Consider the following 26,250-nt stretch of genomic DNA (forward strand, 5'->3'; position numbering starts at 1 on the left):
AAACTGAAGGGCCGGGCTTTAGATTTTCAGACCATTTTCAGCACACAACGCCTTGATATTGTCCGGCACTGCAACCGGCGGCAGAGCTTCCACATGATCGACGACGCCAAAAACGGCCGTAGCGACAAAATGCTCGCCTGCCGGCAGTTCGCCGAAGAGGCGCGGAAAAAGCGTTCTTGGAAAACGGATATTGGTATTGGGCGCGGCGCGGATGATCTCGCCAGCCCGCTTGCCTGAAAGATCGACAATCGCCGTTGTGTGAGTCGGGGTCGCAATCGAGGCACGGCCGGCGGCTGAAGAGATGCCCTTGGCAAAAGCCGGATCGCGCTCGCCCGTGCGATCCACGGCAAAACCGCCTTCGCTCAGAAACAGCCTGTCCTTTGACCTGATGCGGTGCACGCGCACATGCCAGCCCTCACCGGCAAAATCCAGCCAGCTCTCGATCCTGAGCCGGTTGCCTGGCTCAAAAACGCCCCAGACCATGCCCCGGTCGGTCCCCTCTTCGGTGATCACGGCGCGGGGAAAATAGTTCCGCCCGTCACGCGACACAGCAATACCGCAGTCGACTGCGCTCAGATCGGGTCGATCCGGCAGGGTCACATCGCTTTTGACCGAAAAGCCGAAAGCCGATGAATAGGCGAAACGGGCATATTTGGCATCGTGAGCGCGATGTTCGCGGCCATCCTGACCGCCAGTCAACATCACCGCATCGCCAGGTGCGCGCCGCAGCGCAAATCCGGCAGCAGCTGCCAAGACGCGACCGCCGGGCAGCGCTTCCGGCGCCTCTTCCTCAGCCGCCCAAAAAGGATGATCGTCCTCCAGCGAGAGCACAAGGAAACTCTTCAGCGCCCAATAGGGCGAGCCCGGTGCATTGTAGGATTCCGACATCAGCAGGTTCGGATAAGCATAACCGATCGTCAGCACACCATCCCGGTCGGTGATCGGCATATTCGACCACCAGCGCAGATGCCGCAAAAGCAGGCCTTTTATCCGACCCCAGGGCAGCACCTCTTCATCCGCAAAGGCACAGGCCGCCCAGAACGCACCTTCGGCAAAGCGATAGGTCAGCGAGCGACCAAAGGGCACCGCCGCACCATCATCGGCAAACCAGTGCTGAAAGTCCTGCGCGAAAAGCCGGGCGCGCTCACGGTAACGTTCGGCATAGTCGGGAAAGATATCGTCGGCGCATTTGGCAACCATCAAACCATAGAAATGCAGTGCCATCGGCAGGTAGTAATCACGGTGACCCCATTTGCCGTCGCGATAGTAGCCGTCGCCCAGATAATAGGTCTCGATGCGTTCAAGTGCGGCGCGCACGGCCGTTTCCGACCATTGCCGTCCGACATTCCTGAGGCCGAGATTGACCAGCACCCGGAAAAACAGCCAGTTATTGTCCGGGACTTCACGCTCGTTGATTTTCAAAAGCCAGCGTTCGGCCTTGTCCTTGGCCGGCTCGGACATTGGCCGCCAGAAGGTCTCGGGCGCGACCAGAAGGGCAAGAGCGATGCCGGCGGTCTCGACCAGTCTCTGGTCGAAATCCTCTGGCTCGCCCCAGAATTCTTCGTGGTTGGAATCCATGCCGTGCGAGAAGCCTTCGGCAAAACGCCAGATATCCTCAAACGCAAAACCACCGGCAACCAGCGGAACGATTCCCCAGAGCGGCCGGACAAAGGCCTCCATCTCGGCGGCATCGTCATCATAATGAGCCGAGCCCGCCGACAGACGCAGTCGCGCATGGCCGGACGAATACCAGGGAACGAGTGGTGCGCAAAAATCGGCAACTGCAGTTTGCAGATGCGCTTTGGTCTGCAGCGGATTTCCGGCCATCGGGTTGCAATCCGCCATCCGGCGTACAAGCGGCTGCCGATCCCATTGTGAGAATGACCGTTCGGAAATCATGGCGTCAGAAACTCCTCCAATGCTGGCTCCCGCGCCAGCAAGTCCCGCACATCTACCGCGATGAAGCACCAATTGGAAGGGAAACCAGCATGTAAGTCACGACGTTCCTGCGCCCGTCGGGCCGGATCAGCCTTTCTGGCCTTCAACATCCCAATACAGCGGAAATTTCGGGTCGAAAACCGTCACCGGGCCGGCGCCGGTTTCGCGCTTTGCCGGATAGACGACCGGATGCTCTCGCCTGACCAGCGTGATCGTCTCGTCATTGGGCGCAAGCCCGTACCAAGCCGGACCATTGAGCGACGAGAAGGCTTCGAGGTTTTCGAGCGCGCCTTCATTCTCGAACACATGGGCAAGGCAGCTCATTGTATTCGGGGCGGTATAGATGCCGGCGCAGCCGCAGCCGCATTCCTTGGCCGGGTCCGCGTGCGGTGCGGAATCGGTCCCGAGGAAGAAACGAGGATCGCCGGAGGTTGCCGCAGCGACAAGCGCCTTGCGATGGCCTTCCCGTTTGGCGACCGGCAGGCAGAAATAATGCGGGCGGATGCCGCCGACCAGAATATCATTGCGGTTGATAATCAGGTGGTGGGTGGTGATCGAACCGGCAAGTTTGCGCCCGGCCCCGGCAATATAGTCGACACCGTCTTTCGTCGTCACATGCTCCATGGTGATCTTCAGTTCCGGCAGGCGCGAACGCAGCGGATCAAGAACGGTTTCGATGAAGACGGCCTCCCGGTCGAAAATGTCGACATCGGACGCCGTGACCTCGCCGTGAACACAGAGGTTGAGACCGATCTCGGCCATCTTCTCCAGCACCGGCATGGCGTTGTCGAAGTTGCGCACGCCGCTGGCCGAATTGGTGGTGGCGCCTGCGGGATAGAGTTTGACCGCCGTGACCAGCCCGCTTTCATGAGCGCGTGCGACGTCGTCCGGATCGGTTGTCTCGGTGAGATAAAGCGTCATCAGCGGCGTAAAGGCGCTGCCCGAGGGCAATGCCGCCATGATCCGTTCCCGATAGGCTTGCGCATCGGCTGCGGTCACCACCGGCGGCACCAAATTGGGCATGATGATCGCACGGGCAAAATGCCGGGCGGTATCGCCGATCACGCCTTCCATCATCGCGCCATCGCGCAAATGCAGGTGCCAGTCGTCGGGGCGGCGGATCGTCAGGCTCTTCATCATCGCACTCCATGGGTCAGCCCTTTCGGGAATAAAGAATTTCAGCACGGAAGAAAAGCCTCGCTGCCACTTGCCCCGAAAGACTGCGCAGGCAATCACCGGACAGATATGCGCCTTGCGCGCAGCACGCATGACAAAAACGCAAGCCTAACCATAAAAAACTCATTGTTTACACATTCCTCGAGCCCCTACATTGACGACAAGAACCGTCAAAAGCACAGGGAGGCGTTGCCATGACACGCCATAGGATCGACATCAATTGCGACATGGGAGAAAGCTTCGGCGCCTGGGAGAAGGGCGAGGATGCGGCAATGCTGAAGATCGTCTCTTCGGCCAATATCGCCTGCGGCTTTCACGCCGGCGATCCCGACATCATGGCCAAGACCTTTGCGCTGGCGCGTGACCGCAATGTTGCGGTCGGCGCCCATCCCGGCTTTCCGGACCTGATGGGCTTTGGCCGCCGGCATATCCCGTTTTCGGTGGGCGAGGTGGAGCGGCTGGTCGCCTACCAGATCGGGGCCGCACAGGCGGTGTCACAATATGTCGGGCACCCGATCACCCATGTGAAACCCCACGGCGCGCTCGGCAATCTCGCCCAGCATGACGAGGCCGTTGCTCGTGCCATCTGCAATGCCATCAAGGCCGTCGATTCCTCGCTGATCTGCCTTTCGATCGCACTCGGGCAGCAACATCGCATTGCCGAACAGATGGGACTGACCGTCGTTTCGGAGATTTTCGCCGACCGAGCCTATACCGACGAGGGGGTTCTAGTGCCGCGCGGCATGAAGGGTGCGGTGATCCGCGATCCGGATGTGGCCGCATCGCGGGTTGCGGAAATGGTCAGCGAGGGTGCGATCATCACCTTGTCAGGCAAGCGCATCGAAACACCTATGGGTTCGATTTGTGTGCATGGCGATGCGCCCGAAGCCCTGCAAATTGCCCAGGCCGTGCGCAATGGACTGGAAAAGCAGGGTTATGCCATTGCCAACTTCATTCACTAGACTGTAAAGGAAACGGGTTGCCCGGCGATGGTCCGGAGGATTCTATCTTGACTTCGATTTAAAAGAACGTATATACGAAGTTATGAAGATTGAATCCGAAAACATGGTCGAATCGGCCGACGAGGCCTGCGAGCTTTTGAAAGCTCTGGGTAATCGCCACCGGCTCCTCATTCTTTGCCAACTCGTTGACGGCGAACGCTCCGTCGGCGAACTCGCGGATTTCCTCGGCATCCGGGATTCCACCGTTTCTCAGCACCTTGCACTTTTGAGGCGCGAAAAACTGATCGCCGGCCGCCGCGAAGGCCAGACCATCTGGTACCATATCGAAAGCGAACCGGCCCGGCAGATCCTGACGACACTTTACGACGCTTATTGCGTCCAAGGCCGCAATCAGGCCGACTGATACCTTTTCTGCAATTATGCCCGCCAACAGACGGGCTTAGGCCCCGGAGCTTCCTGTACTGCCGATGACCACCGACGACAGACCGGATACAGCCCGCCTCAATATCCGCATCCTCACCCTTTCGCAGGCCACTGGCGGCGCTGCGCCGCCGATCGTGATCTCGCTTGGCGGCATTGTCGGGCAGCTTCTGTCGCCCGATCCAGCGTTTGCGACCTTACCCGTCAGCCTCTATAATCTCGGCGTTGCCGCAGGCACGCTGCCGGCCGCCTGGGTGATGCGCCGCGTCGGTCGCCGTATCGGCTACATTTTCGGGGCGCTGATCGGTATTTGCGGCGGGCTGGTAGCCGCGACCGGTGTCGCCGGCTCGGCATTCCTGATCTTCTGCATCGGCACAATCCTGATCGGGCTTTACGGCTCCTATCTGCAGAGCTTTCGCTTTGCCGCCGCCGATTCCGTTTCGGGCAACATGAAAGCCGTTGCGATTTCGCGCGTGATGATTGGCGGCCTTGCCGCAGCCATCATCGGTCCGCAGGTGGTGATCTGGACCAGCGACGCGATACCGGGGCTACCCTATGTCGCAAGCTTCGTCAGCCTCTCCGGCCTTGCGCTGCTCACGCTTCTGCTGGTCTCGCGCCTCAAGGTTCCGCGCGCCGATAAGGCTGACGCTGTCGACCTTTCGCGCGGCAGGCCGTTGTCTGAAATCGCCCGGACTCCGCGTTTTATCCTGGCGGCCGGCACCGGCGTCATCTCCTATGCGCTGATGGCCTTCATCATGACAGCGACACCGCTTGCCATGATCGCCTGCGGCCACACCGTCGGCCAAGCCACACTTGGCATCCAGTGGCACGTCCTCGCCATGTTCGGTCCAAGCTTTTTTACCGGCAAGCTGATCGCCCGCTTCGGCAAGGAGCGTATCGCCGCCACCGGCCTCGTGCTGATCGCGGGCTGCGCGGTGATCGCGCTTTCCGGTCTCGGCCTCACCCATTTCTGGGCAGCGCTGATCCTGCTCGGTGTCGGCTGGAATTTCGGCTTCATCGGCGCCACGGCGATGATCACCGACTGCCACACCGCCGAAGAACGCGGCAAGGTGCAGGGACTGAACGACTTCCTGGTTTTCGGCACCGTCGCTTCCGCCTCTTTTCTCGCCGGCGCGCTGGTCAATATCGAAAATGGCTGGAGCCTGATGAACTGGCTGGTCTTCCCCGCCGTTCTGGTTGTCCTCGTGCCGCTTGTTTTCAGCCGCGCCTTAGGCCTGTCACATCGCTGACAGGCCCTTCAATCGCATCAGCTTATAGCCTCGAATAAAGCTAATTCTCCTACACCCTAAATTTCGGGATACAGCTTGTGGTCGTATTCTGCTTTTTTCCATCCAGATGACATAAATCAAATTGCCCGAGAGGCCTCTCCGCTAAACCCGTTGAATTAGAGGGAGGTTCAGTTGCGCATTTCGATGCGCTCCGAGGATGATCTTGCACGATATCAGAAACCGCTGTACAGATTTTTCAGAAATATCTGAAAATTCAGACCAAGCAGGAAAGCCAATGGCAATGTCGCCCATCGTTCAGGATTTTGTCCTCCATTTCGGAGAGATGGGCAGCCGCTGGGGCATCAACCGGTCTGTCGGACAGATCTACGCTCTGCTTTATGCGTCGCGCGAACCGCTTTGCGCTGACGACATGGTGAACGAACTGAAGATGTCGCGCTCCAACGTCGCCGCAGGTCTGAAAGAACTGCAATCCTGGGGGTTGGTACTGCTGCGGCACAAAACGGGTGACCGGCGCGACTATTACACAACACCGGAGGATGTCTGGACGATCCTGCGCACACTGGCCGAGGAGCGCAAAAAACGGGAGGTCGATCCGACACTGGCGCTTCTTGCAGAGGTCACCACGCGCACGCCGCGCGACGCGGACGAGGAATACGCCCAGCAGCGGATGGGCCAGATGCACGACCTGATCGAAAGGCTCTCGTCCTGGTACGACGATGTGAAGGGGTTGGAAACGGACAGGCTTTTGATGCTGCTCGGCATGGGCGCGCGCGTGACACGGCTGCTTGAGGCGGCGGACAGGATGACATCGCTCGGACGCAAGACCGGTCGCGATCAGGACGAGAAGATTGGTGATTGAGGCATGAGCGAGCTTACTTTTGAAAAAGCCGCCGAAAACAGGGTGGAGGCAGCGGATGGAAACCTCCGCGCGCCCGCCCCTGCCGTGCCTCCTGCCCACTCCAGAAAGAAGAGCGAACGGCGCGCGCGTATCCTCAAGCCGCGCGGGTTGAAGGTTGCTGCCTGGCTGCAGACCTTTGCCGAACTGATGTGGCTGCCGCAGGCGGCCTGTCTTGCCCATGGCATCGGCCTGATTGCCCGTGGCGAGGGCGTCTCTGCCGTGTTGCCGCTCGCTGCCGCCGTCCTCGCCCTCGGCCTTGTGAAGGCAATTTGCGAACGTACCGGCAGTCGCCTCGCCTACCGAACCGCGCGAGCGATCCTCAGCGAAAAACGCACGAGTGCCCTTGCAGCCCTCAGCCGCCGCTCGCCGCTTGACACCAGCCGGGTGGCCTCGGGCGAGGCCGCCAGCGTGATCGCCGAACAGGCCGAGCATATCGTGCCCTATCTCGCCCGCTTCCAGACGGCACGGTTCAAGGCCACCTTCGTGCCGCTCGCCATTCTTGCCGTGATCTTTCCGTTCTCGTGGATCGCGGGCCTTGTGCTCCTGATCGCCGCACCACTCATTCCCGTCTTCATGGCGCTGATCGGCTGGACCGCGCAATCGGCCAGCGAAAAGCACCTTGCAGATATGGGCACACTCAACGCCTTTCTCCTCGATCGGCTGCGCGGTCTGTCGACCATCCGCTCCTATGATGCCGTCGATCTGGTCTCGCGCCGCCTCCGCCTGCGCGCCGAAAAGCTGCGCCGGCGCACCATGTCTGTGCTGCGTATCGCCTTCATGACCTCTGCCGTGCTGGAACTGTTCTCCGCGCTCGGTGTTGCCATGGCCGCCGCCTATATCGGCTTTCATCTGCTCGGCCAGATCGGCTTCGGCGCCTGGGGCGACACGCTGACGCTGAGTGAGGGCTTGTTTATTCTACTGCTGGCACCCGCCTTTTTTGATCCCCTGCGCATGCTCTCCTCGGTCTGGCACGACCGCGCCTCCGGCGAAGCCGCGCTTTCCGCCCTCGACAAGCTTGCCGAAGACGGGCTTCCGATGGTCGGTTCCGAGCAGGCGGCCGCCCTGCCCGCTGCAGCTTCGACAAAGGCTCACCCCGTCAGCGTCGAATTCCGCGACCTCGGATTTGTCCATCATGGCTCGCGCGACCCGGTTTTCGAGGGTTTCAATCTCTCGATTGCACCCGGCGAACATGTCGCGCTGCTTGGCCCGTCGGGCAGCGGCAAGTCCACACTTCTCGCCCTTCTGGCAGGCCTTGCCGAAACCCGTCACGGCCGCATCCTGATTGACGACACCACGCTTGACGACGCCAATGCCGCGCAGATACGTACCCGTATGGCCTGGATCGGCCAGAATCCGCATCTTTTCGCCGGATCGATTGCCGGCAATATACGTCTGCATCGCAACGACGTTTCCCGCGATGCCGTGGCCGATGCGCTCAGGCTTGCCGCGCTCGATCATGTGGCAGAAGCTCATGGCAATGCCATGATTGGCGAAAACGGCGCCGGGCTTTCCGGCGGCGAAGCCCTGAGGCTGACGCTTGCGCGCGCCGCTGCCAACCGTTCGGCAGGTCTGATCATCGCCGATGAGCCCACTGCCCATCTCGACCACCGGACCGCCAGCGATATCACTGAGGCGCTGCTGACGCTTGCAAGTGGCCGCACACTGATCGTCGCCACCCATGACCCGCGTCTTGCCGAACGTATGGACCGGGTCATCTGTCTCAACGAGGATTTCCGGGAGATTGTGCGATGAGAGCCGGAAAATTTGCAAACCTCGGGCCGATCATCCGTCTTTTCTGGCGCGAACGGCGCGGCGGGCTCTTGGCCGGCGCTGCCCTTTCGGCCGCCACCGTTCTGGCCGGTATCGCCCTTCTTGGCGTCTCCGGCTGGTTCGTTACCGCCGCCGCAATCGCTGGGTTGACGACGGCCACCGCCCTTGCCTTTGATGTCTTCGCGCCGTCCGCTGCGATACGATTTCTGGCGCTGTCACGCACGGGTGCCCGTTACTTCGAGCGACTGCAAACCCATGACGCGACACTGCGCGTACTGGCGGGCCTGCGCGTCAGCCTGTTCAAGGGCTTTGCCGCACCGGGCGCGGCAAAGGCACTCGGGCTTCGCCCAGCCCGCCTGCTGTTCCGGCTGACAGCGGATGTCGATGCACTCGATTCGCTTTACCTGCGCGTACTGGTGCCGAGTTTCGTTGCCGTCATCGCCGGTCTGATAACCATTGCCGCGCTCGGTGCGCTGTCGTGGACACTCGCCTTTGCCGTTGGTGCGGCAATCATCATTCCCGGTCTTACCATTCCTGTCCTGTCAGCACGCTTTGCAGAAAAGCCCGCGCGCCGTCGCGCCCATGCCCAGGAAGCGCTTCGCGCCCGTGCTGTCGATCTCGTCGCCGGCCAGAGCGAACTCGCCTTCGCCGGTGGCCTTCAGGACCAGCGCGCCCGTGTTGCAACGGCAGACACCCGCGAGCATGCCTCGGATCTGGTGTTGAACCGGATCGAGACCAATGCCGGATTCGGCTTCGACGTGGTGACGGCCCTGATCCTGTCAGGCGTGCTTCTGGCCGGCGCAGCGCTTGCTGCAGCAGGCACGGTAACGGCGCCACTTGCAGCTCTTGCGCTGCTGATTGCCTTTGCAGCGCTTGAACCCTTTGCCGGCCTTCGCCGCGGTGCGATGGAGCTTGGCCGTACGCTGCTGGCCGCACGCCGGCTTTCGCCGCGCCTTGACGCAGAGCCCGCCAGCCGTTTTCTGCCCGCAGCACCGAAACCCGGCAACGCACTCGAACTCGACAATGTCACCATGCGCTACGATGGCCGCGCCCGCGCGGCGGTCGAAGGCCTTTCGCTTGCCGTCAAAGCCGGTGAAAAGGTGGCCCTGATCGGCGCCAGCGGCGCCGGAAAATCTTCGATCATGTCACTTTTTGCAGGCGAAATCGCACCCCAGACCGGCAGTGTTGCAGCCCTTGATGCGACGATCCTCAGCCAACGCACCGAATTGTTCCAGGATTCGCTGCGCGCAAACCTAAAGATCGCAGCACCGAAAGCCGATGACGACACCATGATGGCAGCGCTAGATGCCGCTGGCCTCGGTGAAACCGTCCGCGCATTGCCCGAAGGCCTTGATACCGATCTCGGAGAGCAGGGCATCGGCCTTTCCGGAGGACAGGCGCGCCGCCTGACGCTTGCACGCCTGCTCTTACGCGACACACCGGTTTTTCTGCTTGACGAGCCCACCGAGGGCCTCGACGGCAAAACCGCACGGGATGTCCTGTCACGGATCAATGTGCGTGCCGGCGAAGGCCGTACACTTCTGGTCGCGACGCATATCCGCAGAGAGGCGGAGATCGCAGACCGTCTGCTTGTTATCAATTCGGGGCGAATTATCGCCGCCCCAGAACGGGGCGAACCCGGCTTTGACGCCGCGCTCGCCGCACTGAGGCCGGACTGAAACCCGTCCTCCAATAACGAAATGCGGTTTTGCCGTTGGTCCGGCAAAATCGATGAAACTTAGACCCGGTTTGAACGCGGGAGAGACGCAATGGAACTGGACATCGTGGCGCTATCGCGCCTGCAATTTGCTATGACGGCACTATATCACTTTCTGTTTGTGCCGTTGACGCTGGGCCTTTCCATGATCGTTGCGATCATGGAAACGACCTACGTTATGACTGGCCGCAAAATATGGCGGCAAATGACAAAATTCTGGGGGACGCTGTTTGGCATCAACTTTGCCATCGGCGTCTCCACTGGCCTCGTGATGGAATTCCAGTTCGGCATGAACTGGAGCTATTACAGCCATTATGTCGGTGACATTTTCGGCGCGCCTCTGGCGATTGAAGGTCTGATGGCCTTCTTCCTTGAAGCAACCTTCGTGGGCCTGTTCTTCTTCGGCTGGGACCGCATGTCGCGGGTTGCCCACCTGATCACCACCTGGTGCGTTGCCATCGGCTCGAACCTCTCGGCGTTGTGGATCCTGATCGCCAATGGCTGGATGCAAAACCCGGTCGGCTCGACCTTCAACCCGATCACGATGCGCATGGAAGTCTCGAACTTCTTCCAGGTCCTGACCAATCCGGTTGCCCAGGCCAAATTCGTCCATACGGTATCGGCTGGTTATGTCACCGCCTCGGTCTTTGTGCTTGGCGTCGGCGCCTGGTACGTGCTGAAGGGCCGCCACGTCGAGCTCGCCAAGCGCTCGATGACGGTTGCCTGTGCTTTCGGCCTGGCCGCCGCGCTGTCGGTAGTCGTACTCGGTGACGAGAGCGGCTATCTAACCACCGAACACCAGAAGATGAAGCTGGCGGCGATCGAATCCATGTGGGAAACCGAACCGGCTCCCGCCTCCTTCACCCTGTTCGGCATCCCGGACACGAAGGACCGCGAGACGCATTATGCAGTCCACATCCCCTGGGTCATGGGCCTGATCGGCACCCGCTCGCTGGATACCCCGATCGAAGGCATCAACGAGCTGGTCAAAAGCGGCAAGGCCCGTATCGAAAACGGTATTCTGGCCTATGAGGCACTGGGCAATATACGCCAGGCCATGGGAACGGGCACGCCCGATACCGCAGACCAGGCAACGTTCGAACAGTATGGCAACGACCTCGGCTACGCCTATCTTCTGAAGCGCTTTGTCGATGATCCGAGCCAGGCCACACCGGCACAGATCGATCAGGCGGCCAACAGCCTCATTCCGCCAGTCGGAACACTGTTCTGGTCGTTCCGCATCATGGTCGGCTGCGGCTTCCTGTTTATCGCGGTGATGGCAACATTCTTCTACCTGTCGACACGTCGTCGTCTGGATAGCCATCGCTGGCTGCTGCATGTCGCCGTCTGGATCATTCCGCTGCCGTGGATTGCCGCAGAAGCGGGATGGATCGTTGCCGAACTCGGCCGTCAGCCGTGGATCATCGAGGGCATTCTGCCGACGGCACTTGCCGTCTCCAGCCTCGGTGCAGGAACCCTGTTTCTGACCATTACCGGCTTCGTCGCCCTCTATACGGTGCTGTTCATCATCGAAATGGGCCTGATGCTCGCCGCGATCCGCAAGGGACCGCAGCCTGACAACGGACCAGAGATGCCTGTCCTCGGCTTCCGCCGCGTTCAGGGCACCATGACACCCGCGGAGTAAATCATCATGGTACTACACGATCTCATTTCCTACGAAGTCCTCCGCGTGATCTGGTGGTTGCTGCTCGGCGTCCTGCTGATCGGCTTCGCCATCATGGACGGCTTCGACCTTGGCACGACAACACTTCTGCCCTTCGTTGCCAAGGGTGACACAGAGCGGCGCATCGTCGTAAACACAATTGGTCCTGTCTGGGAAGGCAACCAGGTCTGGCTCGTCCTCGGCGGCGGCGCGATCTTCGCGGCATGGCCGGCGATCTACGCCGTGTCGTTTTCGGGCTTTTATCTGGCGATGTTCGCGATCCTGTTCGCACTCATCCTGCGCCCGGTTGGCTTCAAGTATCGCTCCAAGCGCGAAAGCGCGAGATGGCGCACCACCTGGGACTGGATGCTGTTCATCGGCGGCTTCGTGCCGACGCTGATCTTCGGTGTGGCACTCGGCAATGTGCTTCAGGGCGTTCCCTTCCGGCTCGATGACGACCTTCGGATCTTCTACGACGGCACGTTCTTCGGCCTGCTGAACCCCTACGCACTGCTGGCCGGTCTGGTCTGCGTCGCCATGCTGGTCATGCATGGGGCGGCCTATCTGTCGACCAAGACGGAAGGTCCGATCAACGACCGGGCACGGGCCTACGGTTCGGTCTCGGCCCTCGCGCTGATCGTGCTGTTCGCACTGGCCGGTGTCTGGCTCTATTATGGTATTGACGGCTACGCCTTTATCGGCCCCGTCGATGCCTCCGGACCGTCCAACCCGCTGATGAACGACGTTGCCCGCGAGCAGGGTGCCTGGTTCGTGAATTACGGACGCTATCCCTGGATGATGCTAGCGCCTGCGCTTGGCTTCATCGGGGCGATCGGCGCCTTTATCGGACTGAAGGGCAGCAAGCCGACACTTGCCATGCTGTCCTCGGGCATCTCGGTGTTCGGCGTTGTCGCAACGCCGGGTGTGGCAATGTTCCCGTTCATTCTGCCGTCCTCGGAGCAGCCCGCAGCAAGCCTGACGGCCTGGGATTCATCCTCCAGCCACGTGACGCTGTTCATCATGCTGATCTGCGCCCTGATCTTCGTGCCGATCATCCTCGCCTACACCTCATGGGTTTACCATATCATGTGGGGCAAGGTGACGGACAAGGACATCAACGGCGGCGGTCACGCCTATTGATCATAATTGACGGGCCTTTCCGCAAGGCCCGTCCCGATCGGAACAAAGGAGCTATATATGTGGTATTTCGCATGGATCCTCGGTCTGCCGCTGGCCGCACTTTTCGCAGTGCTCAACGCCATGTGGTACGAAATGATGGATGACCGCGCCAAGGAGCGCCAGCAGCAGAACCAGGGCTGATACGCCCCTGCCGCGATCAAAAAACCCGGGTCAGCCGATCGGCAGACCCGGGTTTTGTGTTTCCGTCCTCGGACGACAGCTCTAAAGCCGCTCGCCTGCCAGTTCGTTTTCCGTCATATCCACGTAAAATCCGACATCGCGGTCGGCAGGATAGAAATCGAGATAGCGGTGCCAGATCTCCAGCGCGGCATCCGGCCTTCCGGTCCTGTCGAGAATCGTCGCCATCAACCCGAGCCCGCCGAAATCACGCGGCTCCAATGAAAGCGCATTGCCGATATCATCCATCGCCCTGTTGAAGTCACCATGGGCATAGTGAATGACGGCTCGTTTGCGGAAGGCTGCAGGTTCGTCGGGCCTGAGGGCGATTGCCTCCGACAGGAAATCAAGCGCGGCCGCCGTACGGTCGTCCGCCGCCGCCTCATCCGACCATTTGAACAGCAGGGACACCGTCGCGCTTGGCGAACGGTCGAGATAGTCGTCTATTTCCTTGGCAAAGGCAGCCGCCGCGTCTGGATCGCGGGCACGGACAAGCTTTTGATACATCGCATCCAGCGGATCAACAGAGGTCGAGATCCCGGCGGCAGGTTCCGGCGGCCTCTTGGCTGATTGCGCGAGCGCTGGCTGCACCGCAAAAGGTGACAGCGAGAGAATGGTCAGGAAGGCAGACATAAAAAAGCGCATGACGGGATGGTATCCCGTCATGGCGAAAATTCAAACAGATATTGCTCCGGCCTGATCAAGGACAAGGACCGGTGACACACTTCAGCCCTGGCGGGCCTTGAAGCGCGGGTTCTGCTTGTTGATGATGTATACTCGGCCCTTGCGGCGCACCAGACGGTTTTCCCGGTGACGGGACTTGAGCGCCTTGAGCGAATTCTTGATCTTCATGTTTTCGATCCGCTGTTTGTGCCGCGCTCGACTGACTAGTAAAGGCGGTCTGATTCAACATTCAAAAGCGCGCCGGAACAGGGCGCGCTTGGCTGTGGCCGGTTCGTAGCGAATGGCTGGCCCAAAGTCAACTGTTTCGGAGGTTTTCGTGAGTCTGAAGAACGGTGACATGGCCCATCTTGCGACCCGGCCGGGTTTCGGCCTTGCCGTAGAGATGCACCAGCGCACCGGGCGTCGTCATCCAGCGCGGAATGTCATCCATATCGTCGCCGATGATATTGTGCATCACGCAGTCGCTGTGACGGACAGGGTCAATCAGCGGCAACCCGCAAACGGCACGGATATGCTGCTCGAACTGCGAGATCACGCAAGCCGCCTCGCTCCAATGGCCGGAATTGTGCACGCGCGGTGCAAACTCATTGGCAAGCAGGCGCCCGTCGCGCGCGACGAAAAGCTCAAGGCCCGCAACGCCGACATATCCAAGAGCGGAGAGAAGTTTCTCTGCAGCGATCCTCGCCTTCCCGTTCAGGTCGTCGGTGACGCGCGCAGGCACACGCGAAACCCTGAGAATACCATCGCGATGCTCGTTTTCGGCCGGATCGAAACAGACGATGCCGCCATCGATGCCGCGCACGGCAATCACCGAGATTTCGCGCTCGAAATCGATCCACTCCTCGAAGATCGCCGGTGCGCCGGCAAGGGCTGCAAACGCGGCATCGGCGTCATCGCCTTCGCCCTTGAAAACCCACTGGCCCTTGCCGTCATAGCCGAAGCGGCGCGTCTTCAGCACGCCACGCCCGCCAAAAAGCGCAAGCGCCGCATCAAGATCGGCCCGGATATCGACGGCGTGAAAGCCCGCCGTCGGGATACCGCATTCATTAAGAAACGCTTTCTCGGTCAGTCGATCCTGCGAGATCGAAAGCGCGCGGGCCGGCGGATAGACAGGCCGCTGGGCGGCAAGCAGGGCCGCGCTCTTTTCAGGCACATTCTCAAACTCATAGGTGATGACACTGCACTGCCTGGCAAGCTCGGCCAGTGCGCGCTCATCATCATAGGCAGCCACGATATGATCGTTTGCGACCTGGGCTGCCGGACAATACGGATCAGGCTCCAGAATGACGGTTCGGATCGAAAGCCGGGCGGCGGCCATGGCCAGCATGCGGCCGAGCTGGCCGCCGCCGATGATACCGATGGTTCTCATGGGCCTATTCGTCCTTGTCGATGGGATATTCTGCAACATGGGCCGCCTGTCGGGCGCGATAATCGTCGAGCCTGCCTGCAAGCTCCGGATCCGCCAGCGCCAGCACGGCCGTCGCAAGAAGGGCAGCGTTGATCGCACCCGCCTTGCCAATCGCCAACGTCCCAACGGGCACGCCCGCCGGCATCTGCACGATCGAAAGCAGGCTGTCCTGGCCTGAAAGCGCACGTGACTGAACGGGGACGCCGAAGACCGGCAGCGGCGTCAGCGCCGCAAGCATGCCCGGCAGATGCGCCGCACCGCCGGCACCGGCAATGATGATCTGAAACTCTTCAGCACGCGCACCACGGGCAAATTCATAAAGCCGGTCCGGCGTGCGGTGAGCGGAGACGATCCGCGCCTCATAGTCCACATCGAGAATGTCGAGCGTATCGGCAGTGTTCTTCATCGTTTCCCAGTCTGACTGGGACCCCATGACAATGGCAACGGGTGGGTTCTTGATCGGGCTCATCGGCCTTCCGTTTCAATCGTGGTTCCAATTCTGGCGAAACCGGGGCACGGCCACGGTCAAACCCGGCCGAAGCCGATCCGGAAAGCCTTTAGCATCATTCGTTTTCGGAGAAAAGCAAGCTGTCGACGGGTGATAGCGCAGACATTGAAAATGCCGCCGTAAAATCACATTTCCGCCTTCGACAAGCGTGCGGAAACATGGCATGGTTTTGTTGCAAATTGATGACGATGAGCCGCAGCCTGCGGTGATAGACAAAGGAAGGACGTGTGAAATGACAGTTCAGACCCACCTTGCCGCCCTTGAGGAAAAGCATTCCGCGCTGGAAAAAAGATTGCAAAACGTGATGTCCGCACCGTCCAGCAATGACGAGGAAATCATCGAACTCAAACGCAAGAAATTATACCTCAAAGACGAAATCGAGCGTCTTCAGCACTCAGCGAACTGATCATAGACCCTTTCCAGATATGCAACGCCCCGGCTTAGACCGGGGCGTTTTTTTTCGGGCGAAATGTCGAAAGACTATGTTGTCTCCGTCTTCTTCATCACGCCGACGCGGATCATCACTTCCCGGGGAATGTCATAGGTCGATGTCAGGTGGTGGTCGGTCTTGAGCTCCAGATAATCGCGCTGGATGAACAGCGCGAAGGCGCGGTCGGCGGCCTCCTGCACCAGTGCGTCACGATCCTGATTGGAGCCCGGCGTCTCATCGTGGCGTCTCAACGCCGCCAGTGCCTCCTCCAGCCGCCGCCCGATCCGCCCCAGCGCCTGCGCCGTCTCCTGCATGATCTCGTATTGCAGGGCATCCATCTCGGGGTCGAGCGACACGCTGTTCGTTCCGGGAAGTATCGGTGTTTTACTGGCCATGACCTTATCCTTGAGCACGTCTCATTCCGAACATCGGAAAGCGCTCCCCCGTCGTCAAGTTCAACGGCCAAAGAAAAACCGCCGGGCGTTGCCACCCGACGGTTCATTTTTTCAGTGCGTGTAAGCGGTGAGCTTACTATTCGTCGCGGCCCTTCAGGGCTGCGCCGAGAATGTCGCCGAGCGAAGCGCCGCTGTCGGACGAACCGAACTGTGCAACAGCTTCTTTCTCCTCGGCGATTTCAAGCGCCTTGATGGAGAGCATGACCTTGCGGTCGCGCTTGGAGAAGTTGGTGACACGAGCGTCGAACACCTGACCGGCCGAGAAACGCTCAGGGCGCTGTTCGTCACGGTCACGCGCAAGATCCGAGCGACGGATGAATGCAGTGATGTCTTCGTGGTTGACGAGCTTGACTTCAACGCCACCGTCATTGGTGCCGATGACTTCGCAGGACACAATCGCATTCTTGCGCAGATCGCCGGAAGCAGCAGCTTCCGTCAGCGAATCCTTGCCAAGCTGCTTGATGCCAAGCGAGATGCGCTCCTTCTCGATGTCGACGTCGAGAACAACAGCCTTGACGATATCGCCCTTGTTGTACTCTTCGATGACCTGCTCGCCCGGACGGTTCCAGTCGAGATCGGAAAGGTGGACCATGCCGTCGACATCGCCTTCGAGACCGATGAACAGGCCGAATTCGGTCTTGTTCTTGATCTCGCCTTCAACTTCCGTACCGGACGGATGCGAGAAGGAGAAAGCTTCCCACGGATTTTCAAGCGTCTGCTTGAGGCCGAGAGAAATACGACGCTTTGCGGGGTCGACTTCGAGAACGACAACTTCAACGTCCTGTGTTGTAGACAGGATCTTGCCGGGATGTACGTTCTTCTTGGTCCAGGACATTTCCGAGATGTGGATCAGGCCTTCGATGCCCGGCTCCAGCTCGACGAACGCACCGTAATCGGTGATGTTCGTAACCGTACCGGAAATCTTCTTGCCTTCCGGATACTTGGCCTGGATGCCATCCCACGGGTCAGCTTCAAGCTGCTTCATACCCAGCGAAATGCGATGCGTTTCCTGGTTGATGCGGATGATCTGAACCTTGACGTTCTGGCCGATGGACAGAAGTTCGGTCGGGTGGTTGACGCGGCGCCATGCCATGTCGGTGACATGCAGCAGACCGTCGATACCGCCGAGATCGACGAAGGCACCGTAATCGGTGATGTTCTTGACAACACCTTCAACGACCTGACCTTCTTCGAGGTTCTGAACGATTTCCGAACGCTGTTCCGCACGGCTTTCTTCAAGAACGGTCCGGCGCGAAACAACGATGTTGCCGCGGCGCTTGTCCATCTTGAGGATTTCGAACGGCTGCGGCGTGTGCATCAACGGAGATACGTCGCGGATCGGACGGATGTCCACCTGCGAACGGGGCAGGAAGGCGATCGCACCGTCGAGGTCGACCGTGAAGCCACCCTTGACCTGGTTGAAGATCTGGCCTTCGACGCGCTCACCGGCCTCGAACTTGGCTTCGAGCTTGACCCAGGATTCTTCGCGGCGAGCCTTCTCGCGCGAAAGAACCGCTTCGCCCAGAGCATTTTCGATACGCTCGACATAGACTTCGACTTCGTCGCCGGGCTTCAGCTCGCCATCCTTGCCGCGCGCGCCGAATTCCTTAAGCGGAACGCGACCTTCGACCTTGAGGCCGACATCGATGATGGCCATGTCTTTTTCAATGGCCGTAACCAGGCCCTTGGCAACATAGCCTTCAGCAAGATCATTGTTCGCGCCGAAGGATTCTTCGAGCATTGCGGCGAAATCGTCGCGCGTGGGGGTTTGTGCAGTCATAAAAACTCCTGGATCGTGTCGGTCTGTCAGGGCCGAACACGCGTAGCGCCGGTGGTTCGTGTTGATCTTCGGCTGTCATCGCACCCCTCTTCACCCGGCTTCGGGCAGAAAGAGTATTCCGGCGCATGGATGCAATGAAAACCATAAATTGCGGAGCCTCCTCCGCATGTATTACAGATCAGGCCGCTTTTCTGCATAAGCACAAGCAGCCCGAAACGCGGCCTCTATACCCATTTTAGACGTATCAAGCAAGTGCGCATCGTCCGCCGGGCGCAAAGGACTGTCCTTTCGCCCCATATCGCGCGCGTCGCGGCGGCGCACATCTTCCAAAATCCGGTCGAAATCCGCGACCTCACCTCTGGCCAGGATCTCGTCATACCGGCGTTTGGCACGAACTTGCGCATCGGCCGTGACATAGAGCTTCACCGGCGCATCCGGACAGACGACCGTACCGATATCACGCCCGTCAAGCACCGCGCCGCGCGCCGAGGATGCGAAACGTCGCTGGGCGGCCACCAGCGCAACACGCACCGAAGGCATCGCCGCAACCTTCGAAGCGGCCTCACCGATATCGTGAGCGGACAAAACCGCGCGATCGAGATTGCCAAGGTCGATACTGGCCGCAGTTTGTGCCGCAATCGCTTCATCATCAAGCGGCTTTCCCGCATCGAGCAACGCCTTTGCAGTCGCCCGGTAGGTCAGACCCGTATCGAGGTGCGGCAGGCCAAAATGTTCGGCAAGCTTGCGCGCCAGTGTACCCTTACCGGCAGCAGCCGGTCCATCGATTGCGATCACAAAGCTCATGGAAGTCGTCCCGTTTACCTGCCGGTCCGTCGCGCGTCAGCCCCGAAACCGAATATCACCGCACAGCTGCACCATCGACCAGTAACGATGAAGGCCCGACCGCTATGGCCGGGCCCTATCCAGATTTTCTTGATCCGCCTCTGTTATTCCGAGGCGCTGTCGGCCATCGCCGGCGCCTTGTCCTTCTCGCCAGACGCAGCATCGGCAGCGGCGGCTTCGGACTTGGGAGTGCGACGGCGGCGCACCGGTTTTTTCGGTGCTTCCGCCTCACCAGCGCTCTCGGCAGCCGGTGCGGCATTGCTGTCGCCACCAGCGCTCTCGGCAGCCGCTGTGGCAGTGCTGTCATCGCCAGCATTTTCGGCGCCGGCAGCGCGCTTGGTGCGGCGCGGGCGGCTGGCGGCTGGCGAACGGCGGCGCGACTTCTGCGCGGGCTGACCATCGGCCTCCTCGGCAGCAACCTCGGCGGGCGTTCCGTCGATCACCGGCTGCGGCCCGTCGCCATCAACCTGCTGTTCCTGCTTGCGGGGCTGTTCCCTGCGCTCATTACGCTCATTGCGCCCGTTGCGTTCATCGGACGGCGACTGATTATTGTTGGCCTTGCTTGCCGCAGCGTCGTCATTGTCGTCGCTATTGTCGGAGCGGTCGTCACGCTGGCTACGTTCCTGCATCTGCGACTGGGCGGCGGCAATGATCCGGATATAATGCTCGGCGTGCTGGAGGTAATTCTCCGCCATAACACGGTCGCCAGAACTCTGAGAGTCGCGGGCAAGCGACATGTATTTTTCTGCGACATGCTGCGCGGTGCCCCGCACTTTCACATCAGGACCGGTACTGTCATAGGTCCGGGTCAGCGGGTTGGCGCCCTTGCGGTTAAAGTTATTATTATTGCTGCCGCGCCCCCGGCTGCGCTTATTCTGCTGTCCTGGCCTCATGGAGTATTCACCTGAATTTTCTGTCAATGGTCGAGCCTTGCCATTTGCCGTCCCCGCATTGGCGAAACACGGCGGCATAGCCCCGCTGGCAGCGCAAAACACCGGCTGCCATTCGTGGAATTCAAATACCTGAATCACGCAAAAAACGGCATGTCACAATGAACCAACACTGGACGGGAAACCTTGGGACTGTTGCCAAGCGACGAATCGCTGTTTCTTTCAGTCACTGTTTTGCGTGGGTGCAACCTATCGTGCTTGCCTTAAAATTCCAAGCCCTTTCTTCAGCTGTTTTCAAAAAGGCCGGACAAGGTTCAATTTTCAGCGTTTCCGGGCAGTTGCAAAAATGACAACGCGGTCATTTCCGCCCAGATCCCGGTGTGATTCCACCCGAATAAGCCCCGCTTCGGAGAAGATCGCGGTTACCATATCCTTCTGATCAAACCCGATTTCGAGCGCAACAACGCCGTCTTCGGCAAGATGATTTCCGGCTTCCGCCGCGATTGCCCGATAGGCATCAAGACCATCAGCGCCCCCGTCCAGAGCCAGTGCGGGGTCATGGTCCCGCACTTCCGGCGCAAGCGCCTCGATGTCATCAGAGACGATATAGGGCGGATTTGACACAATCATGTCGAACTGCCCACGAACTGCAGAAAACCACGGCCCGCTTGCCGTATCAAAACGATCGGCGACACCATTGATCAAGGCATTGGCGCGCGCAGTTTCAAGGGCTCCGCCTGCAATATCTGTCGCCAGCGCTGTCGATTTGGCGCAGTTCTTGAGAAGCGCGACCGCAATGGCACCGGTTCCCGTACCAAGATCGACAAGGCGGGCTGCTCCTTTGCGCTCCACCGCCTGGCGAAGCCATGGCAGACAGTGCTCGACCAGGATTTCGGTATCCGGTCGCGGCTCCAGCGTATCGGCGGACAGCATGAAATCGAGACCGTAGAATTCGCGGGCACCGAGGATCCGGTAGACCGGTTCGCGGGCAACCCGCCTTGCAACCGCAGCGGCGACAGTCTCTTGCTCATCGGCATCCAGCGCACGCGTGCCTTCAGTGATCATCCCGGTGAGAGAAAGGCCGAGCACACCGCTCAAAAGATGCCGGGCATCGTCTGAGGGCGTTTCGAGCCCTGCTGCTTCGAAAGAGGCCACGGCCTCGCGATAGGTCGCGTGAAGTGTCACCACGCTTGAGCCCTCATCCTGTGTGGGCGCCGAGAAGGGCGAGTTGACCGGCCTGATAATCGGAGATCAGCGCGTCGACGACTTCGTCAAGATCGCCGGCAATCACGGAATCGAGCTTGTACAGCGTCAGGTTTATGCGGTGATCGGTGACCCGCCCTTGCGGAAAATTATAGGTGCGGATGCGCTCGGAACGATCCCCGGAACCGACCTGGCTCTTGCGGTCGGCGGAGCGTTCGCTATCGGCACGCTGGCGTTCCATGTCGAAGAGCTTGGCGCGCAACACCTGCATCGCCTTGGCCCGGTTCTGGTGCTGGGATTTTTCCGAGCTGGTGACGACAATGCCGGTCGGGATATGGGTGATGCGCACAGCCGAATCCGTTGTGTTGACGTGCTGGCCACCCGCCCCCGAGGCGCGCATCGTGTCGATGCGGATGTCGTCCTGGCGCACTTCAATATCGATATCCTCGGCTTCCGGCAAAACAGCAACGGTCGCGGCGGAGGTGTGAATGCGCCCGCTGGCTTCGGTTTCCGGCACGCGCTGAACCCGATGCACGCCGGATTCAAATTTCAGCCTTGAAAACACCCCTTTGCCGGAAACGGAAGCAATGATTTCCTTGTAGCCGCCGGCATCGCCCTCGCTTGCGGACAACACCTCAACCTTCCAGCCCTTGTCAGAGGCGTAGCGCTCATACATGCGAAACAGATCGCCGGCGAAAAGGGCGGCTTCCGATCCGCCGGTTCCGGCGCGAATTTCCAGAACCGCGCTTTTCTCGTCCGCCGCATCGCGCGGCAAAAGCAGAAGCTGGATTTCGCTGGTCAACGCTTCGATACGCTCTTCCAGCTCCGGCACTTCCATTTCCGCAAGCTCACGCATCTCCCTTTCGGTGGCGCGATCGGAAAGCAGGCTGTTCAGATCGGCAAGCTCGCTTTCGACGGCCTGATAGTCACGGATCTTGGCGACGACCGGGTCCAGCTCGGCATATTCCGATGCGAGTTTGACGTAGGTTTCCGCATCGGGGCCGGCTGACATGCGTGCCTCGACCTCGGAAAACCGCCGTTCCAGTTCCCGCATCTTTTCCTGTGGTAGCCTCGCCACGCGTGGTCATCTCCGCTTGTTATGGGTTTCGTTGCCGTTCGTTTGCAGCGCCGCTAAAGCGGAATGTTGTGATCGCTTGCGAAGCGCTCCAGCAGCGCGCGCACTGGCGTCAGATTGGACGGATCGTCGAGTGCTGCATTCACGACTTCGCTGACGGCTGAAATGTCGAGGCCGAGCAGCATTGCCTTAACCGGCCCGATCGCCGTCGCAGACATCGAGACAGAGCGGTAGCCGATCGCAAACAGCGCCAGCGCCGAAATCGGCTTGCTGGCATATTCGCCGCAAAGCGTTACCGGAACACTGTTGCGTTCGCCTGCCCGCATGATATCCCGCAGCATTCTGAGGAAAGGTTTGCTGATCGTGTCGTAGCGATCGGAAACCCGGGCATTGCCACGGTCGATTGCCATGAAGAACTGGTAGAGATCGTTGGAGCCAACCGAGACGAAATCTACCTCGGCCATCAGTTCATCGATCTCGTAGAGAAGTGCGGGCACTTCCAGCATGGCGCCAAGCTCGATCTTGCGCGGCAACCGGTGGCCGAAACGCCCCAGATGCTGCACTTCCTTGGCCATCAACGCCCGTGCCTCGCGAATTTCGCCAACCTCGGAAACCATCGGCACCATCACCCGCAATGTCTCGCCCGCCGAGGCCTTCATCAGCGCACGAAGCTGCATGCGCAGAAGATAAGGCCGGTCAAGCGCCAACCGTATCGCCCGCCAGCCCATGGCCGGATTTTCCTCTTCCTGGGAGCGGAAATAGGAGACCATCTTGTCGGAGCCGATATCAAGCGTACGGAAGGTGACGGGACGATTGCCCGCATGATCCAGAACCTGCCGGTAGAAGCTCTCCTGCTCAGCCGCTTTCGGCATGCGCGACGCGATCATGAACTGCAGTTCGGTGCGAAACAGGCCAATGCCTTCCGCGCCGCTGTCATCAAACTGCGGCAGGTCGACCAGAAGCCCGGCATTCATCATCAGCCGGACGCGAACACCATCGGCGGAAACCGGATCGACATTTCTGAGTGCCCGGAACTGTTCCTGCCGGCGCGCTCTCAGCCTCAGCTTTTCCTCATAGGCGGTGATGACCGCATCGAGCGGGCGCACATGCACCTCGCCGTCGTCGCCATCGACGATGACCGCATCCCCGTTTTCCACCTGGGCGGCAACGCCGGTCGCCTGGCCGATGACGGGAATGCCCATCGCCCGCGCTACAATGATGACATGGCTGGTCGCTGCGCCATCTTCGAGCACGAGGCCGCGCAGTTTTTCACGCGGATAATCCAGAAGCTCGGCGGCACCCATCGCACGGGCCACGACGACAGCGTCTTCGGGAAAGCTCTCGCCATCAGTGTCGACTGTGTGGCCGGTCAACTGACGCAGCAACCTGTTGGCAAGATCATCGAGATCATGCATGCGGTCGCGCATGAAAGGATCGGTGAGCCGGATCATCCGCGCCTTGGTGTCGCTCTGAACCTTTTCAACCGCACCCTCGGCAGTCAGGCCAAGCGTGATCGCTTCTTCCAGACGCCGCACCCAGCCACGATCATGTGCAAACATGCGATAGGTTTCCAGGACCTCGCGATGCTCCCCTTCGGCGGAAACGTCTTTGCGCTGCAACAGCTCGTCGATCGAAAACCGCAGCTTTTCCATGGCCGCGCGCAGCCGCGCGATCTCGGCATCGCTGTCCTCGTTAACGAGGTTGCTGATCATGATCTCGCGGTTCGTGCAGCACGACGTGCCCGAGCGCGATGCCCTCGCCATAGGCATCGCCTGAGAACGAAACCGTGCGGGTGAGATCGAGCTCCATGCCGGGCCGGGTGATTTTCTTGAGATCCCCGGAGGCAATCAGCTCGGCCAGCAGCATTGCCGCCGTCTGCAGCGCCTCGACGTCTTCTTCGCTATACGCGTGTTCATCGGTATTTTGAACCACAAGGACGCCAAGCGTGCGCCCGGCGCGCAGAATCGGAACACCGAGGAAGGAGTGATAGATTTCCTCTCCGGTCTCCGGCAGGTAGCGAAAAGCGGGGTGAGACTGGGCGTCGGAAAGGTTCAAGGGGCGCGCGGAGGCCGCAATTGTCCCGACCAGGCCCTGCCCCATGCGAAGGCTCGCCAAGTGAACCGCGTCGCGCTTCAGGCCTTGCGTCGCATAGAGCTCGAGCACACTGTCGGCTCTCAAGACGTAGACCGAACACACGGCGGCGACCATATTGTCGGCGATCTGGCCGACAATACGGTCAAGGCGGGTCTGTGGCTCCAGCGGCTCGGCCATCAGTTCCCTGAGCCGCTTCAGCAATATACGCGGGCTCGGTGCTTGGTGGTTCATCGCAGTCTGTCCCCGGTGGAGAAACCTTTGACGGTTTCAGTCGGACGGTCCGAAACATGAAATCCGGAGCCGTCCGTTACGGCTTATTTATCGAGACCGTAGCAGGAATGCAAAGTTCTGACAGCAAGCTCGGCATAGGCACCGTCTATCAGGATCGAGATCTTGATCTCCGACGTGGTGATCGCCTTGATGTTGATGCCCTTTTCGGACAGCGCCTTGAAGGCCGACGCCGCAACGCCCGAATGCGAACGCATGCCGATGCCGATCACCGAAATCTTGGCCAGTTCGGTCTCGCTTTGAACCGCGTCATAGCCGATCTCGGAATGCCCGGCGGCAAGTGCTGTCTTGGCCTTTTCCACGTCGGAGGCCGGCACGGTAAAGGTCATGTCGGTATGGGTGCCGTCCTCGGAAATGTTCTGGACGATCATGTCGACATTGACATGGGCCTCGGCAAGCGGGCCGAAAATGGCGGCGGCAACGCCGGGGCGGTCTTCCACACGGCGCAGCGAGATCTGCGCCTCATCCTTGGCATACGCGATGCCGGTTACGACTTCCTGTTCCAAAATCTCATCCTCGTCGCAAATCAGTGTTCCGGGCGGATTGTCGAAATCGCCCATGCCCGGCGCATCCGGCGCCTCGAAACTGGAGCGCACGAATGTGCGCACTTTATGAACCATGGCCAACTCGACGGAGCGCACCTGCAGCACCTTGGCGCCGAGCGAGGCCATTTCCAGCATTTCCTCGAACGCCACCTTCTTCATGCGCCGGGCCTTCGGCTCGACGCGCGGATCGGTGGTGTAGACGCCGTCGACATCGGTATAGATATCGCAGCGATCGGCGTTAACTGCAGCAGCGATGGCGACGGCAGAGGTATCGGAACCACCACGCCCGAGCGTGGCGATGCGGTTATCCGGGCCAATGCCCTGGAACCCGGCGCACACCGCAACCTGCCCCTCGCCCATGCGCTTGACGATATCCGAGCCGTCAATGCCATCGATCCGGGCAGCGCCATGGGTGCTGTCGGTCTTGATCGGCAACTGCCAGCCCTGCCAGGAGCGGGCATTGACGCCCATCGACTGCAACACAATGGAGAGCAGACCGGACGTTACCTGCTCGCCTGAAGAGACGACCACATCATATTCGCGCGCATCATGCATCGGCGAGGCTTCGCGGGTCCACCCGACCAGCTCATTGGTCTTGCCGGCCATGGCAGACACGACAACGGCGACCTCATGGCCGGCATCGACCTCGCGTTTGACATGGCGCGCCACATTGCGGATTCGTTCGATATTGGCGACAGATGTGCCGCCGAATTTCATAACAATGCGGGCCATTTTCCAACACTCGAATTCTAAAACGTCCGAAAGCGGATGGCGGACGCAACACCATGGCATTCCTGTGGGGCCGGTCGGCGGCCAGCTTTGGTCGCGACCGGACTCCAAAGCCGGAAAGCTGCGGTTTCTTAGCGAAATCGGACCCCGCGCGCAATGGCGCTTGAA

Annotated in this window: 22 protein-coding genes and 2 pseudogenes; 10 read left to right on the forward strand and 14 right to left on the reverse strand. The window is 60.2% G+C overall.

What is annotated here, in order from left to right; all coding sequences use genetic code 11:
• Positions 1-18: 18 nt before the first annotated feature.
• Together AC0L7L_RS17060 and pyrC are read right to left on the reverse strand one after the other, a co-directional pair.
• Positions 19-1,899, reverse strand: coding sequence for a DUF2264 domain-containing protein (locus AC0L7L_RS17060; protein WP_473510264.1), 1,881 nt, complete (start codon positions 1,897-1,899; stop codon positions 19-21).
• Between the two features lie 126 nt (positions 1,900-2,025).
• Positions 2,026-3,075: a dihydroorotase gene (pyrC, locus tag AC0L7L_RS17065; RefSeq protein ID WP_473510266.1), complete on the reverse strand. Its 1,050-nt coding sequence runs from the start codon at positions 3,073-3,075 to the stop codon at positions 2,026-2,028.
• A 233-nt stretch (positions 3,076-3,308) separates the two neighbouring features.
• Here pyrC and AC0L7L_RS17070 point away from each other — a divergent pair, with 233 nt between their 5' ends.
• From AC0L7L_RS17070 to cydX, 9 genes and pseudogenes are all read left to right on the forward strand, one after another.
• Positions 3,309-4,076 (forward strand): LamB/YcsF family protein, encoded by a 768-nt coding sequence (locus AC0L7L_RS17070; RefSeq protein ID WP_473510268.1) that lies wholly within the window; start codon positions 3,309-3,311, stop codon positions 4,074-4,076.
• A gap of 34 nt (positions 4,077-4,110) precedes the next feature.
• Positions 4,111-4,479: pseudogene (locus AC0L7L_RS17075) on the forward strand (ArsR/SmtB family transcription factor); the annotation flags it as partial.
• 64 nt (positions 4,480-4,543) lie between these two features.
• Positions 4,544-5,746, forward strand: coding sequence for an MFS transporter (locus tag AC0L7L_RS17080; protein ID WP_473510271.1), 1,203 nt, complete (start codon positions 4,544-4,546; stop codon positions 5,744-5,746).
• Between the two features lie 274 nt (positions 5,747-6,020).
• On the forward strand, positions 6,021-6,605 hold the full coding sequence (locus AC0L7L_RS17085) for a GbsR/MarR family transcriptional regulator (RefSeq protein ID WP_272213258.1): 585 nt from the start codon (positions 6,021-6,023) through the stop codon (positions 6,603-6,605).
• A gap of 3 nt (positions 6,606-6,608) precedes the next feature.
• Entirely contained in the window at positions 6,609-8,396 is a 1,788-nt protein-coding gene (gene cydD, locus AC0L7L_RS17090) for a thiol reductant ABC exporter subunit CydD (RefSeq protein ID WP_473510273.1), read from the forward strand.
• Positions 8,393-10,093: a thiol reductant ABC exporter subunit CydC gene (gene cydC / locus AC0L7L_RS17095; RefSeq protein ID WP_272213261.1), complete on the forward strand. Its 1,701-nt coding sequence runs from the start codon at positions 8,393-8,395 to the stop codon at positions 10,091-10,093. The genes cydD and cydC overlap by 4 nt, the downstream gene beginning before the upstream one ends.
• A 90-nt stretch (positions 10,094-10,183) precedes the next feature.
• Complete coding sequence (locus AC0L7L_RS17100; RefSeq protein ID WP_473510275.1) at positions 10,184-11,776, forward strand: cytochrome ubiquinol oxidase subunit I; 1,593 nt, start codon at positions 10,184-10,186, stop codon at positions 11,774-11,776.
• Positions 11,777-11,782: 6 nt separating this feature from the next.
• Complete coding sequence (gene cydB, locus AC0L7L_RS17105; protein ID WP_272213262.1) at positions 11,783-12,934, forward strand: cytochrome d ubiquinol oxidase subunit II; 1,152 nt, start codon at positions 11,783-11,785, stop codon at positions 12,932-12,934.
• Between the two features lie 57 nt (positions 12,935-12,991).
• Positions 12,992-13,114 (forward strand): cytochrome bd-I oxidase subunit CydX, encoded by a 123-nt coding sequence (gene cydX / locus AC0L7L_RS17110; protein ID WP_272213263.1) that lies wholly within the window; start codon positions 12,992-12,994, stop codon positions 13,112-13,114.
• An 81-nt stretch (positions 13,115-13,195) separates the two neighbouring features.
• On the opposite strand, the gene AC0L7L_RS17115 is transcribed toward cydX, so the two are convergent.
• From AC0L7L_RS17115 to purE, 4 genes are all read right to left on the reverse strand, one after another.
• Positions 13,196-13,795, reverse strand: a complete 600-nt coding sequence (locus tag AC0L7L_RS17115) for a tetratricopeptide repeat protein (RefSeq protein ID WP_473510278.1) — start codon at positions 13,793-13,795, stop codon at positions 13,196-13,198.
• Between the two features lie 81 nt (positions 13,796-13,876).
• Complete coding sequence (gene ykgO / locus AC0L7L_RS17120; RefSeq protein ID WP_018064355.1) at positions 13,877-14,002, reverse strand: type B 50S ribosomal protein L36; 126 nt, start codon at positions 14,000-14,002, stop codon at positions 13,877-13,879.
• 127 nt (positions 14,003-14,129) lie between these two features.
• Positions 14,130-15,203: a 5-(carboxyamino)imidazole ribonucleotide synthase gene (locus AC0L7L_RS17125; protein ID WP_473510281.1), complete on the reverse strand. Its 1,074-nt coding sequence runs from the start codon at positions 15,201-15,203 to the stop codon at positions 14,130-14,132.
• Between the two features lie 4 nt (positions 15,204-15,207).
• Entirely contained in the window at positions 15,208-15,711 is a 504-nt protein-coding gene (purE, locus tag AC0L7L_RS17130) for a 5-(carboxyamino)imidazole ribonucleotide mutase (protein ID WP_272213267.1), read from the reverse strand.
• Between the two features lie 202 nt (positions 15,712-15,913).
• On the opposite strand from purE, the gene AC0L7L_RS17135 reads away from it, so the two are divergent.
• Entirely contained in the window at positions 15,914-16,156 is a 243-nt protein-coding gene (locus AC0L7L_RS17135) for a YdcH family protein (protein WP_473510283.1), read from the forward strand.
• 74 nt (positions 16,157-16,230) lie between these two features.
• Here AC0L7L_RS17135 and AC0L7L_RS17140 read toward each other — a convergent pair whose 3' ends face one another.
• The 8 genes and pseudogenes from AC0L7L_RS17140 to AC0L7L_RS17175 form a co-directional block, all read right to left on the reverse strand.
• Positions 16,231-16,575, reverse strand: a complete 345-nt coding sequence (locus AC0L7L_RS17140) for a DUF6665 family protein (RefSeq protein ID WP_272213269.1) — start codon at positions 16,573-16,575, stop codon at positions 16,231-16,233.
• Positions 16,576-16,711: 136 nt separating this feature from the next.
• Positions 16,712-18,415 (reverse strand): 30S ribosomal protein S1, encoded by a 1,704-nt coding sequence (rpsA, locus tag AC0L7L_RS17145; protein WP_272213270.1) that lies wholly within the window; start codon positions 18,413-18,415, stop codon positions 16,712-16,714.
• Between the two features lie 171 nt (positions 18,416-18,586).
• Complete coding sequence (cmk, locus tag AC0L7L_RS17150; protein ID WP_272213271.1) at positions 18,587-19,219, reverse strand: (d)CMP kinase; 633 nt, start codon at positions 19,217-19,219, stop codon at positions 18,587-18,589.
• Between the two features lie 143 nt (positions 19,220-19,362).
• Positions 19,363-20,151, reverse strand: a complete 789-nt coding sequence (locus AC0L7L_RS17155; protein WP_473510286.1) for a DUF4167 domain-containing protein — start codon at positions 20,149-20,151, stop codon at positions 19,363-19,365.
• Positions 20,152-20,469: 318 nt separating this feature from the next.
• Positions 20,470-21,333 carry a peptide chain release factor N(5)-glutamine methyltransferase gene (gene prmC / locus AC0L7L_RS17160; protein ID WP_473513987.1) on the reverse strand — a complete coding sequence of 288 codons (864 nt, stop codon included), beginning with the start codon at positions 21,331-21,333 and terminating at the stop codon, positions 20,470-20,472.
• A 13-nt stretch (positions 21,334-21,346) separates the two neighbouring features.
• On the reverse strand, positions 21,347-22,429 hold the full coding sequence (gene prfA, locus AC0L7L_RS17165) for a peptide chain release factor 1 (RefSeq protein WP_473510288.1): 1,083 nt from the start codon (positions 22,427-22,429) through the stop codon (positions 21,347-21,349).
• A gap of 53 nt (positions 22,430-22,482) precedes the next feature.
• Positions 22,483-24,751: pseudogene (gene ptsP / locus AC0L7L_RS17170) on the reverse strand (phosphoenolpyruvate--protein phosphotransferase).
• Positions 24,752-24,834: 83 nt separating this feature from the next.
• Positions 24,835-26,085, reverse strand: coding sequence for an aspartate kinase (locus tag AC0L7L_RS17175; RefSeq protein ID WP_473510290.1), 1,251 nt, complete (start codon positions 26,083-26,085; stop codon positions 24,835-24,837).
• Between the last annotated feature and the right edge of the window lie 165 nt (positions 26,086-26,250).

The sequence above is a fragment of the Martelella sp. K41-7 genome, assembly GCF_055808365.1.

What these genes read in the sequence shown, in the direction of transcription:
- AC0L7L_RS17080 (WP_473510271.1), top strand. Translation starts at nt 4,544, where the DNA reads ATGACCACCGACGACAGACCGGATACAGCCCGCCTCAATATCCGCATC.
- AC0L7L_RS17085 (WP_272213258.1), top strand. Translation starts at nt 6,021, where the DNA reads ATGGCAATGTCGCCCATCGTTCAGGATTTTGTCCTCCATTTCGGAGAG.
- purE (WP_272213267.1), bottom strand. Translation starts at nt 15,711, where the DNA reads ATGAGCCCGATCAAGAACCCACCCGTTGCCATTGTCATGGGGTCCCAG.
- AC0L7L_RS17140 (WP_272213269.1), bottom strand. Translation starts at nt 16,575, where the DNA reads ATGGCCAGTAAAACACCGATACTTCCCGGAACGAACAGCGTGTCGCTC.
- AC0L7L_RS17115 (WP_473510278.1), bottom strand. Translation starts at nt 13,795, where the DNA reads ATGCGCTTTTTTATGTCTGCCTTCCTGACCATTCTCTCGCTGTCACCT.
- AC0L7L_RS17100 (WP_473510275.1), top strand. Translation starts at nt 10,184, where the DNA reads ATGGAACTGGACATCGTGGCGCTATCGCGCCTGCAATTTGCTATGACG.
- ykgO (WP_018064355.1), bottom strand. Translation starts at nt 14,002, where the DNA reads ATGAAGATCAAGAATTCGCTCAAGGCGCTCAAGTCCCGTCACCGGGAA.
- cydC (WP_272213261.1), top strand. Translation starts at nt 8,393, where the DNA reads ATGAGAGCCGGAAAATTTGCAAACCTCGGGCCGATCATCCGTCTTTTC.
- AC0L7L_RS17175 (WP_473510290.1), bottom strand. Translation starts at nt 26,085, where the DNA reads ATGGCCCGCATTGTTATGAAATTCGGCGGCACATCTGTCGCCAATATC.
- cmk (WP_272213271.1), bottom strand. Translation starts at nt 19,219, where the DNA reads ATGAGCTTTGTGATCGCAATCGATGGACCGGCTGCTGCCGGTAAGGGT.
- cydD (WP_473510273.1), top strand. Translation starts at nt 6,609, where the DNA reads ATGAGCGAGCTTACTTTTGAAAAAGCCGCCGAAAACAGGGTGGAGGCA.
- AC0L7L_RS17070 (WP_473510268.1), top strand. Translation starts at nt 3,309, where the DNA reads ATGACACGCCATAGGATCGACATCAATTGCGACATGGGAGAAAGCTTC.
- AC0L7L_RS17155 (WP_473510286.1), bottom strand. Translation starts at nt 20,151, where the DNA reads ATGAGGCCAGGACAGCAGAATAAGCGCAGCCGGGGGCGCGGCAGCAAT.
- cydB (WP_272213262.1), top strand. Translation starts at nt 11,783, where the DNA reads ATGGTACTACACGATCTCATTTCCTACGAAGTCCTCCGCGTGATCTGG.
- AC0L7L_RS17135 (WP_473510283.1), top strand. Translation starts at nt 15,914, where the DNA reads ATGGTTTTGTTGCAAATTGATGACGATGAGCCGCAGCCTGCGGTGATA.
- AC0L7L_RS17060 (WP_473510264.1), bottom strand. Translation starts at nt 1,899, where the DNA reads ATGATTTCCGAACGGTCATTCTCACAATGGGATCGGCAGCCGCTTGTA.
- cydX (WP_272213263.1), top strand. Translation starts at nt 12,992, where the DNA reads ATGTGGTATTTCGCATGGATCCTCGGTCTGCCGCTGGCCGCACTTTTC.
- rpsA (WP_272213270.1), bottom strand. Translation starts at nt 18,415, where the DNA reads ATGACTGCACAAACCCCCACGCGCGACGATTTCGCCGCAATGCTCGAA.
- AC0L7L_RS17125 (WP_473510281.1), bottom strand. Translation starts at nt 15,203, where the DNA reads ATGAGAACCATCGGTATCATCGGCGGCGGCCAGCTCGGCCGCATGCTG.
- pyrC (WP_473510266.1), bottom strand. Translation starts at nt 3,075, where the DNA reads ATGAAGAGCCTGACGATCCGCCGCCCCGACGACTGGCACCTGCATTTG.